The sequence below is a fragment of the Thalassobacterium maritimum genome, from assembly GCF_031127805.1.
GTDB lineage: Bacteria > Verrucomicrobiota > Verrucomicrobiia > Opitutales > Coraliomargaritaceae > Thalassobacterium > Thalassobacterium maritimum.
This window is the reverse complement of record NZ_JARXHW010000050.1, coordinates 16,073-30,624: the sequence shown is the minus strand read 5'-3', so window position 1 is coordinate 30,624 and position 14,552 is coordinate 16,073. Positions and strand designations below refer to the sequence as shown.

Sequence of the window (14,552 nt, the reverse complement as noted above, 5' to 3'; positions counted from 1 at the left end):
CACTCCGACTGGACGTTCTTTTATCGCCAAAGTGCAAGCAGAGCACGCGTTTGCGATTGGACAAACAGTACACTTAAAGTTCAACCAAGAGCACAGTGCGCTGTTCGATCAAGCGTCGGAAAATGTCGTGAAAGGATAAACGTGGCACCGGCGTTCAAGCCGATGAAGTCAACTGTCGGAGCGTGGGCGTCCCGCCCTGCCTCCGGTGGCGATTACAGCAGGGGTTTGATAGCAAGCTTCTTCTGTCATCTGAGTCACCTCGGATGCTACGATAGTCTTTATTGAATACACTTAGTTCAGTGCATTCATTAGTTCTTCGGGGCTTAGGCGCTCTTTGTAGTTCGCGTCGAAGTGGCGAAAGGTGATACGGCCTTCCGAGTCTGTAATATAGATGGCGGGCACGGGACGTATTTCTGCAGTTTGTGTTCTGCGATTGATCGTTTCAAAGGCTATACCGAATGCCTTGATTGTAGATCGGTCGGGATCGGAATAAATACTGTAGTTGAATTCGGCTTCATCGGCATAATTTGCCGCTTGCTCTGGCTGGTCGGGTGAGATCGCTATGATCTGGTAGCCTTTGTCGAGGATGGCTTGTTCATATTGACCTACCGCAGCTAGGTGTTTGGTACAATAGGGGCACCAAGCACCTCGGTAGAAAATGAGTATGCTCTTTTGGGAGCCCGCGACTTCATGTAAGGAGAGCAGGTTGCCGTCAGGCGAGGTGAGTTGTGCTTGGGGCAGCGCGCTACCGACCTCGACCGGATTGGCGTCACGGGGATCAGTGGGCACAGCGCTCGCTAGAGTCGGGGCCGCGATACATAGTAGTAATGAGAACAGTTTTTGAGTGGATTTTTGCATCATGTGGATGCGAGCACGCAGGCGTAAAACTATTCCTACAAAAATGCAATATGCAGGAATTTGCTGCCTTGCGGAGAACTACTTAGACACTTCATCGGCGTCACCGCCGATGAAGTGAACTAGTCAATACGATACGGAGCCCGAGACACGCTCTTCCGAGTGAGCTCGGCAGCCACCCACGAGTTGGGGAGCAGGGGAGCTGAATTAACCTCGGCGGCGAATTGCGATCGAGCTGAGTGCGAGCAGGCCGGCGAGTAAGGCGAGGCTTTGTGGCTCTGGAACAGCGGCGATGATGACAGGGTCGAAGGTCGAGGAACCACTCGCTGTGGTGCTGTTGAAGGTGAAGCTGCTTACGGTGTCGCCGAGCGCCACTCCGAAATCGGAGAAGTCGATAGCCACGCCTACGATGCTTTGCTCAATATTTGGAGAACTTACTGAAGTGCCCAAACTTAGCAGGCTTGTAAGGTTGCTGGGGGTACTGCTCGTTGAGAGCACATCTGCACTGTTGGTATCCACTCCACTGTCGCCATAGTTGGCGCTAGTAAACGTAAGTTGAGTGCCATTGATCTCAATTTTAAAGCTGTCAGCACTACTTGGGTTGGACGAAATTTCGTAAATGAACATGTCGGCACCCTCAATATTAGTGACCGGGCTTACGAAATTCGCCCCGGAGCTGTTATTGTCGGTCGATGGATTAATGATTCCGGTATCAGCGAACCAGTCAGTTTCTAGAAAGTCGCGACGTTGCTGCGCGGTAGGGGTCGCGATAGCTCCATTTTGTTGCAATAAGACTGAGCTACTGGACCCCTTGAAGGAGGTCATCTCAATTTGGGTCAGCTGGTCAGTCGTGTAGGTGACGCCATTCAAAGTGACTGACTGTAAGAGGGAACTGCTAAACGTTCCGTAGTTCTGACTGTCGGCAGTTGAAGTGCCGAGCTTTACAGAGGCAGCTGTAGCTGTGCTTACAGTCGCAGATAAAATTAGGGAGGTAATAGTTAGGTGTGTTTTCATAGTAAGGTAGTGAACAGCTTGTTCCAATACACTTTTATCTCAAGTTTATAATGTTAAGGATTTGTTAAATAAAGCGGTTTAATCTGTGCGAATTGTCCGTATTTATCCATCCAGTAGTTTTAAGCGGTCGACGAAGTCGATGAAAACACACATGGCCGGTGAGTAACCGGCAGAGGTGGAGAATTCCCCGGTCCATGGGTTCATTTGCTGCATGAATTCTGGGGCGGCGAGCAGTGCTTCCACCCAGCGTTGCATGAGTTCATTCAGATCTTCTTTTTTACCGTAGTGCTCAAACCATCTGGGTGCACGTAAGGCTGTGAGTGCTTGAGATGCGCCGCCCCAGGAATTGGGGGGCAGCTCGCGGACGAAGCTCGGATCGTTCAGCGCGATGGAGGGCAGGGGGTAGGGGGCCCAGAAGGCTTGTGGATTTTTAATATGTCGCGCGTAGATTCGCTCGAAGGTTGCTGGTGACACCACATGCTCGCACAGCACGCGGGTGAGTGTATCGCCGCGGACTTTGACGAAGGCGCCGTCGGCATCGACATCGTAGAAGCATTCATCCTCTGGATCATAACAGTGTTGGAGGATCTTTTGTCGCAGGGCTTCCGCTTTTTCTTGCCACATTGCAGTCTCACTGGTGCGGCCTAAGTGACGGGCCATTTCTGCCAGGGCGGTGCGGCCTCCATAGACGCTGGCCGACAAGTCGGGGGCGAGGTAGGGCAGTTTGCCGGCGTCAGGGCACATGGCAGCGTTCTGATCCGGGCATGTGCGCGGTAGGCCTTTGAACCTCGGGCTGTTGTCGTGTCCGGTGTCATGTTGACAAAAGGCTTCGCACAGGCCCGTTTGGCGACTGTCTCTGTTCCGGCTCAGCCAACGATCCCAAGCCGTGCAGGCTTGGTAAGCTTTGGATAGGAAGGCCTCGTTGCCGGTAAGCGTCGCGGTTTCCAAGGCGGTCTTCGCGATCGGAACGACCATCTGTATTTGTGAACTCCCTACACGGTCTCCCCAAATCCAACATGGAAGATAGCCATCGGCTCGCTGATGGTGAAAGAACACTTCATGGTTCGCGATGGCGACCTCCGGAGCCTTGCGGCCATAGACCAAGCCTTCCAGTGGGCCGCATTCCAACCAGATTCCCGGATAGTTGCCGCCTTCGATCAGAACTGCCCGTTCATAACCGAAGACGGTTCGTGTATTCGATTCGAGTCCGGCCAGGGCTTGGTGATACTTTTTCTGAATGGCTTCGATGTCCATGCTGCGGGCTTTATGTTAAACGGGATTATCAATCGCGCATAAGCCCACTAAATGGCTACCGATCGTGACTTTATTTACGATTTAGTCTCTCGGGAGTCAATACACACGGATTCAAATCATGTATCTGCCGAATTCGATAGCTTAGCTGCGAGTCCAGCGACGGCCTAAGCCGCAAATAAGTGCCGCGATGCCAATCAGCAAGGAGCCCTGTGCTGGCTCGGGGATGGCAGACACGGAAATTGAATCGATACGCACATTGTCGGAGATCGCTGCCGTATAAAAGCCAATTTTACTGACTGTTCCAGTGCTGGGATCTGCTGCGCCGACGCTCGCAGCCATGGTGCCAAAGTCTAAACTATCCCAAGCTGCTGAAGTGAAATCAAGATTCAATGGAGCGGAGAAGGTGCTACCGCTGCCTGTGCCGTTGTAAAGACTGTCGGATACATACCAGTTACCATCGCTTTCGATGGCGACTTGGATGTTTTCCGATGCGCTGTTGTTACGCAGGGCAAAGGTGATTTCGGTCAGATCGCTGTAATCTGTCGCGGTGAAGTCTGTGGCCCACCATAGCTTTGCATAGCCATTACCTGGATCGTTGTGAAAAAGGTAGGCGTTGTCGTCCGAGCTGACGCCTACGACAGGACCGTTGTTGGTGTTTGTATTGCTGCTGTTATAGTTGGTGGGGGTGCCGCCACCCTCACGGGCGTCCCAGTCGACTGCATTGAGGCTTTGAATGGAAGAGCGTGGGTCGCCGAAGTCTTCTGTGTAGATGACTGATTGGGCATAAGCGGGGATCGCTAGAGCAAGTAAACCGACTAGACTGACTTGTGATGAGAGAATATTCATTTTGGTAGATTTGATGATTATAAGGGTTTTGTGAACGGCATCGTTACATTGATGTGGAGCCGATCTCTTTTTTACCATTGATGGATTATAGAATGATACAAGTGGTGTTCAGTGTTACAAATAACATTGAAAGTGTTTTTTGAAGCTGATGCATTATGCTTTGTGATCAGTTATCGTGACATCGCTAAACGCGCAGGCGTTTCTACTATGACAGTTTCCCGCGCGATGCGCGGCGATCCGAAGGTTCGTGCAGTGACGGCGCAAAAGGTGGAAGCTGCGGCGCAGGCTTTAGGTTATGTGCGGAATCCCATCGCCGATTCTTTTATGAAGCAGGTGCGATCGAAGCGGGTACTAAGTGGTGTGAGTCGTATCGCTTGGGTCTACCCTGAAAAAGTCAATTCGGGCGCACATGTGATTGATGCTTATTATCGTGGCGCCTGCGAGGCGGCGCGAGCCAGTGGCTTCGAAGTGGATCGTTTTGTCTTGGGAGAGGCGCTTTCATCCCGGAGCCTGCGTCGTATTTTGCAGGCACGAGGAATTCGAGGTATGCTGATTAGCCCGACAGTGGGGGACTTAGTCGACTTTGATTTTGATTTTGAAGGTTTTGCGGCGGTGATGTTTGGCTATTCTTTGCGATCGCCGGATATGAATCGAGTGAGCTCGCACCATAGCGTGAACCAGTTTGCTTTACTTGCTCATATACGGGAGCTGGGGTATCGGGATGTGCTTTACGTCTCGAATTGGCAGCAAGAGCGTCGTCTGAACTTTGGATGGCTCGCCTCTACGCTTGCTTTTGGTCGGGAGCATCAATCTGAGATGCGAATTCGCCATGTGTATTTAGATGACTTTGAGGAGGCATTGGCTACGGGGGGCAGCTCTCTGCAGTTGCCCGAAGTGATTGTGAGCTGTCATCAGAGTTTGATCGGACGTCTCGAGCAGATCGGCTGCCGAATCCCGGAAGATGTCGGATTCGTCAGCCCCACGGTGCGTCCCGAGGGCTACCGTGGCCGTCGTTTAGCTGGAATGAATCAGTGCTCGGAACTCATCGGGGCGCGGGCGGTGGAATTATTGTCCGATTCGTTAGCGATGAATCGTCTTGGTGTGCCAGAGCATCCCGTGACGCTTCTTGTGCGCGGTCAGTGGTGCGATGGCGAGACGCTGCAGTCCAAGTGTTAACAGGACTTTGACGGCTCGATCGATCGGTGACGAGTTGCAGTCAGCTTTCGGGAAACTCGAAGGAGTCGCCTGTTTGGGTCGCCCAATCGCGGAGCAGTTGATTGAGTTCCTTGCGCTTTTTGCGATGAGCGGTGTGGAAGGCGAGGTTATTGAGCTCGTGCGGGTCGTCGTTTAAGTTGAAGAGGAGCCATTCGCCCCCCCGGACGCAGGCGTATTTCCAGCCGTCGCGTGTGATGACGCAGCGCCAAGCGTAGCTGCTTTCGCGGTCGCCGATCAGCTGTAAATAAGCGCTGTCTGGCTCTTGCTGAATGCGGGTAGCGGCGTTGATGCCGGTGCGTCGATGCGAGTAGTCAAAGCCCTCCATCCACTCGGGAGTCGGAATACCGCAGAGCCCAAGGGTGGTTGGCGCGATGTCGACATGATTGACTAGGCAGGGGGCGTTGCCACAGGACCAGTCGCCATATGCCATCGGTTGTCCGCCGCCTATGATGAATGGCACGCGGGCCGACTCTTCGTAGGGCACGCATTTTCCGAAGCGGCCTTGGCTGCCCATTTGATCGCCATGGTCGCTGAAAAACATTAGATGCGTGTCCTCGGTCATGCCTTCACTGTTGAGACGTTCCATTACGCGGCCAACATTAGTGTCTAGGTCGTCGATCTGTGCATAATATCCGGACAGCTGAAAGCGGGCTTCCGCTTCCTGTGTTATGGGGACATTTGGGCGCAGCTTCAATTGCTGGGCCTGGTAGCGACGAGCGTCTGCTGGGGCAAGGGTGGGCACATGGGGCGGTTGGACGGAAATCACCATGAAGAAAGGGCGCTCGGAATCTTTGCGCGCCGAGATGCGTTCGAGCGCCATATCCGTTAGGCATCCTGTTTCGTAACCAGGCAGGCGCATGTGCTTAACTTCATTGCCGTTCTCATGTCCGTGGATCCAGCTGTCCCATTGGCTATTATTGTTTTCATAGCCCAACCAGGTGTCAAAGCGGCCACGGTCTTCGTGAGGCACTGTGCGCAGGGCCGAGCGGCCTTCGCGCTCTTTGAATCCGGCCAGGTGCCATTTGCCCAAGTAGATTGTTTCGTAGCCGTGATCGTTAAAGACGTCGGTCACAGTTTTGTAGCTGGGGTCAAGGCGCTCTTCATGGAGGCTGACGGAGTGGTTGTGCGCGTATTTTCCTGTCAACATGCTACCGCGAAAGGGGCAGCACAGCGGATAGCCAGAGACCGCATGGGGGAAATTTTTGCCCGCAATGGCCATATTATCCAGGTTGGGAGTGAACACATTGGGATCGCCATTGCGCCCTGTTGCTTGGCCGCGCATTTGATCGGCAATGAACCAGATAACGTTGGGTTTCTTCTGTGGCATAATGTTTCTGTACTTGCTGGAGGTAATTGTGATCGCTGTCTATTTTAGTTTTAGTTATTTTTCTTTGTGAGCGGCATTGTATACGGTTTCGTTGACTTAAAGTTGCTCAAAGCTTCGATCCGCGGGCAGGCGGGAAATCTGGCCACAGAGCTGGTTTTGGGGTTGGGTCTTGATATTCGACGGCGCCCATATCGGGGGCTTGCCCAGTATATTGGTCGTTGAAGTTGGCTAAGCGTTGTCCGGAGTCATGGCCTGCTGTGCCTGGGACCAGCCATAAGCGTCCGTCGGGGGCGCGTTCAAATTTTGGCGAGGCTTGAATGCCGTGGACTTGTGAGTCTGGTTTAAATGCGGTGCGGCCGTCGTAGAGGTCGTAGTCGAAGTCGTTGCTGGTGTTGTGGTGCGGGTCCTTAATCGACCAGTCACGCTCCGTGCGCATGTGAAAGATATTGTTCCGGGATACGATGTTCTTTTGCTTTTTGTGCGTCGAGGTGTAGACGATGCCAGCTTGGGCACCGCTACTTGGCGCATTTCCTTCGGGAAAGGGGGGCGGTTGCAGAATTGTATTGTGAAAGACATACATGCGGCCGCGTGAACGTTGTGCGTTCTCATTGCCAATTTTGATTAGATAGTGCCCCGTTAAATCGTTTGCACGGCTACGTTCATCCTTACGTGAAACCGCATAGACATTGCGAAAGAAATAGACCGGTCCGAGTGTGGGGACCGCCGCGCCGATCGCGCCATAGGTCATATCCATGTAATTGTTCCACACGCGCACATTCATGTCGGCACCTTCGATTTCCAGGGCGTCATCCCAACAGTGGGAGATGAAGTTGTCGTGGATATCGCTATCACGCACAGGAAAGCCTCCGTAGCCAAAGTTGTGCACCTCTCCCATGCCATCATTAAACATGTGTTCCATGTCGGAGTAGATGCGATTGTAGCGGATGACGTGCCCTCCTTGACCGCCGTAAAAGACAATACCTTGTGGGCCCTCTGGATGACTGCTGCGGGTGCCGGGGCGTTTTTGATTCCACGAGTTACTGTCGCTGCGTGGGTGGTGAAGTTTGCAGTTTTGAATGACGATGCGCTCAAGCACGGGAGAACGAGCGTAGATCGCGGCATTCAGATTGCGTGCTTGGCCATCTTGCATGGTGTCGCCCCAGCCGCTGATGTCACAGTTGTCGATGATGACATTGTGCACGTCGTCGAGATAGATGCCGTGGGTGCGGGCATTCTTAAGTGTGAGCCCACGCACGATCACGTAAGAGGCTTTGATTTCGAGATTGTGCTCGATCACGCCCCGGCCATCCCAGACCGCAGTGGCGCCTTGGGCGGGCTCGTAAAGGACGTAGCCGTCTTTTTCGCTGCCGCCTTCGAAGATCTCGTATTTTTTCGAATAGCTGGTGGGGAGGGTGACTCTGCGGGCGATTTTGAACTCGTCCGAGCGGGTCATGAATCGGAGTGTGCGGCTGGGGCCATTTTCTAGTTCTAGCTTGGCTTCGTACTCGGTGCCAGCGTCCAGGTAAACGATACTGCCCCGATATTCGGCTGTGTGCTGTGCGGCTTCTTTCGGGTGCTCATTGTCGTCGAACCACAGTGGCAAGGCCTCGCGCCATGAGGTCTCGCCGACTTTGCGATAGTGCACACTCACTGGGCGCGAAGCCCGGCCGCCAGTCGGTTTCCAGTAAAGGCTGACTGAGTTGAAGGTGGGCACCGCACGTGGCGGCACTTCCTCGCCTTCGTAAATTAATGGCCCCAGTTCTGTAACGGCGAGTTCGGCAAAGGCCAGCGTTTGGCCGATGTGATGGCTTTCTTGCTCCCAAATTAGCACGGCTTCGGCCCGGTCGCAGTCGGCCGTCTCAAAGTTAAATTCCACTGGCGTCCAGTTCGGCTTGAGCACTGGCTGAGAGCGGATGCGGGTGTAAACTTCCTCCTTGCGATATAGAATCACCTCGATTGCGCCCATGCCTGCGGGGCCTTTGATTTGGCCCGAGAGGCGATAGCGCTTACGTGGTTTGATTGCAAAGGCTTGCCGAATTTCACCGTGCTGACCTGGCGTGGCTGTGGTGACTTCGATTGTAAGCGCTTGTCCTGAAAGCTCGGGGCCGTCGCTGGCAAAGGTTTTTGCTGTCTGCGGCAGGTCCCAGTGTGCGGGGGCTTTGTCGGTCCATTGCTCGAAATGTCCGTTGTCGAGTAGGCTCTTAGGGGCGCTCATACAAAGCGAACTTGCGAGTAAGAAGAGTGGGGCGTAGAGGTCTAAGATTCGGCCGAATCGTAGGCCTAAAATTCGTCTGAGTGAAGGCATCGCTTATCGGGGCAGGGGATATTATGAATCGAGTAAACGGTTTCGCAGCCCGGTCGGCGTTAGAAAGACTGCATTTTGAGACTGTAAGTAATCGACGACTTGTATGAACTGCTCGAAGCGGGCCGCATCCCAGCCACCTGGGTGCCCCTGTAAAATGTAGTAAGGGCGGTTGGGGGCCTGCTCGAATTCGCCTTTGACGCCTTCGAAGTTGGGGTAGTGCACGGGTTGCTCCAAGCTCACTGAGCGCCCCAATACGATTTGGTCCGGCAAGAGGGCTGCCTGCTCATCGCCATATAACCAAGTCTTCAGCTCGGGGACTGCGCGTAATGCAGCCGCGGTATTGTGATCGAAATGATTATAGGGGGAACCAAAGCTTGTGAATGTGAAGCCTAGCTTCTCAACAGCCAATGCTTGAGCTCGCACCAATGTGTCGAGCTGCGAGTGCATGGGGACCCCCTTAAACTCGCTCTGGCCGCTCTCTGGCTCGCGGCGATGGGTGATGCCATGATTCCAGAATTCTATTTGGCCCGTGGCGTGTAATGCCTTGATTTTTTCAACATACTCCAGTTTGGCATTTTCCAGCGAATGGCAGATGATGCCGATCGAAATTTTGATTCCTTTTTCCGCTGCGATTTCAATAAATCGCAGCCAGTTCGCGCCAAAGATAGTGCCGTCCTCACGATAGAGTAGGTCGTCGGCTTTGATTACGATCAACGGCCCTTCTATGGGCTGTGCAGAATTGGAGCTTACTTGGGGTGACATAAAATTAAACAGGACGAGGGATGGCTGCGGTGGCAGTGTCGGCTAAGGCCTGTATACTTTACAGCCTATTTGGCGTCAGGCTAGCCGCTCAATGAAAATACCGCGAGTGAGAACTAAAAGAGCATTGAATCTATTCAATCGAAGTCCCAACATGCGCTTGTGGGCGTTTGTCTGTGTGTTTGGAGTGCATTTGTGAGATTTGTGGGAATAGATGCTGCTTTGATAGATCTCAGAAGCACTGATTATATTATGAATAAATTCTTAACACTGACGACGACCGCCCTCTGCAGCCTATGGCTATTGGGCTGCAACGAAACTAAGGACGCCAGCTCCAGTCATGAGGCTACGGTCAATGCGGGACGCCAGTTGGTGATGGATTCGATCCATGCCCACGGAGGCACCGAGCGTTGGTATCATAATGGTTTACTGCAATTTCGCTGGACCTACCACATTAGTGATAAGGGGCCGCAAGCGATCGTAGATACGGTGCAAACAGTCGATCCCACAAACATGAATGTCATGCACGAGGTGCCGGGCCAGGACATGCGTTTTGGCATGTATCAAGGTGAGTATTGGATTGCTCCGGAGGGCAGCCAATTTACACCGCCGGTGCAGTTCTGGTCGCTGACTCCATTCTATTTTATTGGAATTCCTTTTGTCTTTAATGATGAGAATGCGATTTTTGAACAATTGCCCGAAAAGATGGCTTTTGAGGGGAAGGCGTATATCCAAGTTAAAATTACATACACGCAGGAGGCGGGAGACTCGCCGGACGATTACTATGTCTTGCTCATTGACCCCGAGACGAAGCTCACACGTGGTGGCTATTACATTGTGACCAATCCTTTGGTCGCGCCCAATGGTCCCGGCCCCGAAAAGTTTCTCAGCTTGGACAACTTAGTAGACGTCGATGGGGTGCTGCTTGCATCCGGGCACCGGACTTTTGCGATGGAGGACGGTCAGATCGGCGAGCAAATGCGCTTCACTGAGGTCAGTGGTGTGAAATTCCTTCCACGCGATAGCGTAGATCTCAAGGTCCCTAGCCCCGAGCTAATTATTGAATAAACGCTAGCATACCAGCTGCGCCTATTTAATCTATCTAAAAGCCCATGTTGGACCTTATTTGGAATACGCGCAGCTATTTTTTCTGGCTGATGGTGGTCTCTTTGCTCTGCGCGTTGGCGGAGCGCGTGCGCCCTTGGCGACAGGGGCAACGCTTCTTGCGAGCCGAGTTTTTTCAGGACTTGTTTTGGCTGTTTTTCAATGGGCATTATTTCTCGATTCTGTTCGCCTACGTGAGTGTGTGGATCACTCACTGGTGGCTGCCGGCGATCGAGTCCGCGCAAGCTTGGAATTTACTGGCCGGCTGGCCGCTCTTGGCTCAGGGGCTCTTTTATTTTGTGCTCAAGGACTGGCTCGATTGGTGCGTGCATAATCTACTGCATCGCGTGCCCGCGTTGTGGGAGTTTCACAAAGTTCATCATAGTATTACCGAAATGGATTGGATCGGGAATTTTCGCTTTCATTGGATGGAAATTGTGGTCTATCAATCCCTGACTTATTTCCCCTTAGTCGTTTTGGGTGTCGATCCGACCGTGCTCTTGATTATAGCGGTGCTCAATACTCTGATCGGACATTTGAACCACAGTAATCTCGATCTCACCTGGGGGCCGTTGCGCTATCTGCTCAACTCATCGCGCATGCACATTTGGCATCATATGCACGACTTACCAGAAGAGCGCCGCCAGGGGGTGAATTTCGGCATTTCTTTAAGCGTATGGGATTGGCTCTTTCGCACAGCTTATTGGCCGAGCTTGCAAGAGCGGCCTAGCCAGCAACCTACCGCACTCGGCTTTCCGGGGATGGAGCGTGTGCCCGCTTCGTTAAGTGGACGAATGTGGAGCCCCTTTAAGCGGTTTTGGCGAAAGTTGCGGCAGGTGCGATAGTGGCCCGAGCTTAAGCGATGCCTTTTTCGGTGGCTAGCCAGCGCTCGATGCGGCGCACGGCGTCGGGACGGCGTGGGTCGTCGGGCTTCATGCGGTTGAGCAAATTAAGTGCGGTTTCGGCGTAGTCGATGGCCGTGGCGCTCTTGAGCTTGTCGAGTTCGGAGTGCTTGATTTCGCCCTCGCGTATCATTTTCCGGGCATCGGCTTCGATCTCCATGCTAGCGCCGCCTGTGCCGCGTTCTTCGCCTTTACCTTTGGCACCGCCGCCCCCTCCGCCGCCCGAGCCTTCGCTGGGGGAGCCGTCGTTCTCGACTTTTTGACTGCCGCCGCGTGGTTCACGCTCGATGCCGGTCGGGTATTGTTTGCCATCTTTGCCAGTGACCTGGCTTTGGCTCTCGATGCGGTTTTCCTTTTCCATCTCCATCCGGCAGCGCCGGACGAGATCGGGGGAAACTTTGCACATGGAGGCGATCAGCGCATTGGACATTTCCGGCCACTCTTCGAGTGCGATCTCGGCTGCGTTACGCTTGTCGGCGTTGGAGCGGTAGATGCCGTTGGTGGCGTTGGCGCCGAGTGCGTGGCGCAGGGCATCCGTGCGGGAGCCTTCGTGCACTTCCGCTGCGATTTCCTCGTATTCGTTACGCTGGGCTGCGAGGAAACGGTGAAAGCCGTCGGCTAGCCAGTATTTTGTGCCGTCGTAGTAGGTGACGATGGGGGGGAATTGGGCGCCTTCGAGCATCGCGTCGGCGTAGCTGGAGATGGCGTCGTCGTTGGTGGCGACTCGCGCTTGGGTGCCGCCGTAAATGTCAATTTTGTCGAGTTGTAGATCTTTGCTTTGCATAGTTTAATCGGCTTTTTTGATCAAGGGATTCAGTAATGACAACTGAGATTTCTTAGTGGGCGTAAATAGCTGCTTGCAGCTTGTTTTTTTGTAAATGTCATTGACCTTACAGTCCTGCGTGATTGCGCTCTTAGACTTCTATTAGGCGTGCTTGCGCGCTCAATAAGTCCCCACTCTAAATTCTACCCAACATGACTACTGATAATTCCTCGATGGAATCGGTCTCGCATGAGCACCGCAAGTTTCCCCCTGCCTCTGAATTTGCTGCGTCTGCCCACATTAGTGGTGAAGCTGCCTATAAAGCGCTCTACGAAAAGAGCATTCAAGACCCGGAAGCTTTCTGGGCCGAAGCGGCTGAAGAACTGCATTGGTTTAAAAAGTGGGACAGCGTGTTGGACGCATCCGAAGCGCCGTTTTTTAAATGGTTTGATGGCAGTCGCACTAATCTTTCTTACAACTGCCTAGACCGTCACATTGAAGCGGGGCGTGGTGACAAGATCGCGATCCACTGGGAGGGCGAACCGGGCGATGCGCGTGACATTAGTTACAAGCAGATGCACCTCGAAGTCTGCCGTTTCGCCAATGCGATGAAGGCGCGTGGTGTGAAAAAGGGCGATCGTATCGCAATTTATCTGCCGATGATTCCGGAGTTGGCCATTGCGGTGCTAGCTTGTGCGCGTATCGGTGCGGTGCATTCGGTGATTTTTGCGGGCTTCTCTGCGGACTCGATTCGTGACCGTGTGCTCGATAGTGAGACCTGCATGGTGATCACTGCCGATGGAGGCTACCGCCGTGGCAAGATGTTAGAGTTGAAGCAGATCGTGGACGAAGGCATTGCGAGCTGTGAGTGTGTGAAAGATGTGGTCGTGGTGAAGCGTGGCGATGCACACCCGGTCGACTGCAAGATGCAGGAAGGTCGCGACAGCTGGTATCATGATTTAGTGGCCGATGTGGAGGACGATTGCCCGGCCGAAGAGATGGAGGCGGAGGATCTCCTCTTCTTGCTCTACACCAGTGGTACCACTGGTAAGCCTAAGGGCATCATGCACACCACTGCGGGCTACCAAGTGTATAGTTATTTGACTTCGAAGTATGTCTTCGACCTCAAACAGGATGATGTGTATTGGTGCACCGCTGATGTGGGCTGGATCACCGGGCACACTTATATCGTGTATGGCATCATGCAAAACGGTGTGACACAAGTGATGTATGAGGGCGCGCCCAACCATCCGGATGAAGGACGCTTCTGGGACATTATTGAGAAGTATAAAGTATCGATTTTCTACACGGCACCGACTGCGATTCGTGCCTTTATGAAGTGGGGCGACGACTGGGTGACTCGTAAAGATCTGTCTTCTTTGCGCCTGCTTGGCACTGTGGGAGAGCCGATCAACCCTGAGGCGTGGATGTGGTATCATAAGATGATCGGGGCGGAACGTTGCCCGATTGTGGATACCTGGTGGCAAACCGAAACCGGCGGCCACATGTTGACGCCGATGCCGGGCGCGACGGCGACCAAGCCAGGCTGTGCGACGGTACCTTTCTTCGGTGTTGAGCCAGCGATTTTGACCGACGATGGTGAGACGGTGGAAGCGGGCATTCTCGCAATTAAGAAACCGTGGCCGGGCATGTTGCGCGGTATCTACGGAGATCCGCAGCGTTTTAAAGACACCTATTGGTGTAAGTGGGACGGCAAATATTATTTCCCCGGCGATGGTGCCCGCCGTGATGAGGATGGCTACATCTGGATTCTTGGCCGCGTGGACGACGTTGTGAACGTGTCTGGTCACCGTATCGGCACTGCCGAGTTGGAGAGCGTTTTTGTCGAGCACAAGGATGTGGCTGAATCTGCGGTGGTCGGTGTGCCACACGAGATCAAGGGACAGGGGCTGGTCGCCTTTGTGACCGTGATTGATGGGCGTGAGCAAGATGACCACTTGCGCAAGGAGCTGGTCACGATGATCGATAAGAGCATTGGAAAATTTGCCCGCCCTGAGCGTATCCTGTTTTCCTCGGATCTGCCCAAGACGCGCTCTGGTAAGATTATGCGCCGCATCTTGCGTGACATCGCCGAAGGCAAAGAGCTCGGTAATGTGACGACACTGGCCGACCCGACAGTGGTCCAGGATTTACAGCAGCAATATTTGAAAGGCTAGAAGTTAAGGAGGGCGTTTCGTTTGCCAGTAA

Annotated in this window: 12 protein-coding genes; 4 read left to right on the top strand and 8 right to left on the bottom strand. The window is 53.4% G+C overall.

The window, feature by feature from the left end; translation table 11 throughout:
• Window positions 1-291: 291 nt before the first annotated feature.
• The 4 genes from QEH52_RS16245 to QEH52_RS16230 all read right to left on the bottom strand — a co-directional run bounded on the left by QEH52_RS16245 (window position 292) and on the right by QEH52_RS16230 (window position 3,969).
• Entirely contained in the window at window positions 292-861 is a 570-nt protein-coding gene (locus QEH52_RS16245) for a peroxiredoxin family protein (protein ID WP_308951866.1), read from the bottom strand.
• A gap of 201 nt (window positions 862-1,062) precedes the next feature.
• Window positions 1,063-1,869, bottom strand: a complete 807-nt coding sequence (locus QEH52_RS16240) for a hypothetical protein (protein ID WP_308951864.1) — start codon at window positions 1,867-1,869, stop codon at window positions 1,063-1,065.
• A gap of 102 nt (window positions 1,870-1,971) precedes the next feature.
• Window positions 1,972-3,123 (bottom strand): MGH1-like glycoside hydrolase domain-containing protein, encoded by a 1,152-nt coding sequence (locus QEH52_RS16235; protein WP_308951861.1) that lies wholly within the window; start codon window positions 3,121-3,123, stop codon window positions 1,972-1,974.
• 141 nt (window positions 3,124-3,264) lie between these two features.
• Window positions 3,265-3,969 carry a hypothetical protein gene (locus tag QEH52_RS16230; RefSeq protein WP_308951860.1) on the bottom strand — a complete coding sequence of 235 codons (705 nt, stop codon included), beginning with the start codon at window positions 3,967-3,969 and terminating at the stop codon, window positions 3,265-3,267.
• A gap of 111 nt (window positions 3,970-4,080) precedes the next feature.
• Here QEH52_RS16230 and QEH52_RS16225 point away from each other — a divergent pair, with 111 nt between their 5' ends.
• A complete protein-coding gene (locus QEH52_RS16225) occupies window positions 4,081-5,145 on the top strand; it encodes a LacI family DNA-binding transcriptional regulator (RefSeq protein WP_308951859.1) in 1,065 nt (354 codons plus the stop codon).
• Window positions 5,146-5,185: 40 nt separating this feature from the next.
• Here the strand turns inward: QEH52_RS16225 and QEH52_RS16220 are convergent, their stop codons facing one another.
• The 3 genes from QEH52_RS16220 to QEH52_RS16210 all read right to left on the bottom strand — a co-directional run bounded on the left by QEH52_RS16220 (window position 5,186) and on the right by QEH52_RS16210 (window position 9,578).
• Window positions 5,186-6,511 carry a sulfatase-like hydrolase/transferase gene (locus tag QEH52_RS16220; protein WP_308951858.1) on the bottom strand — a complete coding sequence of 442 codons (1,326 nt, stop codon included), beginning with the start codon at window positions 6,509-6,511 and terminating at the stop codon, window positions 5,186-5,188.
• A 106-nt stretch (window positions 6,512-6,617) separates the two neighbouring features.
• On the bottom strand, window positions 6,618-8,816 hold the full coding sequence (locus QEH52_RS16215; RefSeq protein ID WP_308951857.1) for a right-handed parallel beta-helix repeat-containing protein: 2,199 nt from the start codon (window positions 8,814-8,816) through the stop codon (window positions 6,618-6,620).
• 21 nt (window positions 8,817-8,837) lie between these two features.
• On the bottom strand, window positions 8,838-9,578 hold the full coding sequence (locus QEH52_RS16210; protein WP_308951856.1) for a polysaccharide deacetylase family protein: 741 nt from the start codon (window positions 9,576-9,578) through the stop codon (window positions 8,838-8,840).
• Window positions 9,579-9,827: 249 nt separating this feature from the next.
• Here QEH52_RS16210 and QEH52_RS16205 point away from each other — a divergent pair, with 249 nt between their 5' ends.
• Window positions 9,828-10,643 carry a hypothetical protein gene (locus QEH52_RS16205; RefSeq protein ID WP_308951855.1) on the top strand — a complete coding sequence of 272 codons (816 nt, stop codon included), beginning with the start codon at window positions 9,828-9,830 and terminating at the stop codon, window positions 10,641-10,643.
• A 44-nt stretch (window positions 10,644-10,687) separates the two neighbouring features.
• The gene (locus tag QEH52_RS16200; RefSeq protein WP_308951854.1) at window positions 10,688-11,524 is read left to right on the top strand and encodes a sterol desaturase family protein; all 837 of its coding nucleotides are present in this window, start codon (window positions 10,688-10,690) and stop codon (window positions 11,522-11,524) included.
• 10 nt (window positions 11,525-11,534) lie between these two features.
• On the opposite strand, the gene QEH52_RS16195 is transcribed toward QEH52_RS16200, so the two are convergent.
• Window positions 11,535-12,365, bottom strand: coding sequence for a ParB N-terminal domain-containing protein (locus QEH52_RS16195; protein ID WP_308951852.1), 831 nt, complete (start codon window positions 12,363-12,365; stop codon window positions 11,535-11,537).
• Window positions 12,366-12,556: 191 nt separating this feature from the next.
• Between QEH52_RS16195 and acs the strand changes: the two genes are divergently transcribed.
• On the top strand, window positions 12,557-14,521 hold the full coding sequence (acs, locus tag QEH52_RS16190; RefSeq protein WP_308951850.1) for an acetate--CoA ligase: 1,965 nt from the start codon (window positions 12,557-12,559) through the stop codon (window positions 14,519-14,521).
• Window positions 14,522-14,552: the final 31 nt, after the last annotated feature.

Excerpts from the sequence above, each read along its gene's own strand:
- QEH52_RS16230 (WP_308951860.1), bottom strand. The coding sequence starts at position 3,969 with ATGAATATTCTCTCATCACAAGTCAGTCTAGTCGGTTTACTTGCTCTA.
- QEH52_RS16215 (WP_308951857.1), bottom strand. The coding sequence starts at position 8,816 with ATGCCTTCACTCAGACGAATTTTAGGCCTACGATTCGGCCGAATCTTA.
- QEH52_RS16210 (WP_308951856.1), bottom strand. The coding sequence starts at position 9,578 with ATGTCACCCCAAGTAAGCTCCAATTCTGCACAGCCCATAGAAGGGCCG.
- acs (WP_308951850.1), top strand. The coding sequence starts at position 12,557 with ATGACTACTGATAATTCCTCGATGGAATCGGTCTCGCATGAGCACCGC.
- QEH52_RS16200 (WP_308951854.1), top strand. The coding sequence starts at position 10,688 with ATGTTGGACCTTATTTGGAATACGCGCAGCTATTTTTTCTGGCTGATG.
- QEH52_RS16220 (WP_308951858.1), bottom strand. The coding sequence starts at position 6,511 with ATGCCACAGAAGAAACCCAACGTTATCTGGTTCATTGCCGATCAAATG.
- QEH52_RS16195 (WP_308951852.1), bottom strand. The coding sequence starts at position 12,365 with ATGCAAAGCAAAGATCTACAACTCGACAAAATTGACATTTACGGCGGC.
- QEH52_RS16235 (WP_308951861.1), bottom strand. The coding sequence starts at position 3,123 with ATGGACATCGAAGCCATTCAGAAAAAGTATCACCAAGCCCTGGCCGGA.
- QEH52_RS16240 (WP_308951864.1), bottom strand. The coding sequence starts at position 1,869 with ATGAAAACACACCTAACTATTACCTCCCTAATTTTATCTGCGACTGTA.
- QEH52_RS16205 (WP_308951855.1), top strand. The coding sequence starts at position 9,828 with ATGAATAAATTCTTAACACTGACGACGACCGCCCTCTGCAGCCTATGG.
- QEH52_RS16245 (WP_308951866.1), bottom strand. The coding sequence starts at position 861 with ATGATGCAAAAATCCACTCAAAAACTGTTCTCATTACTACTATGTATC.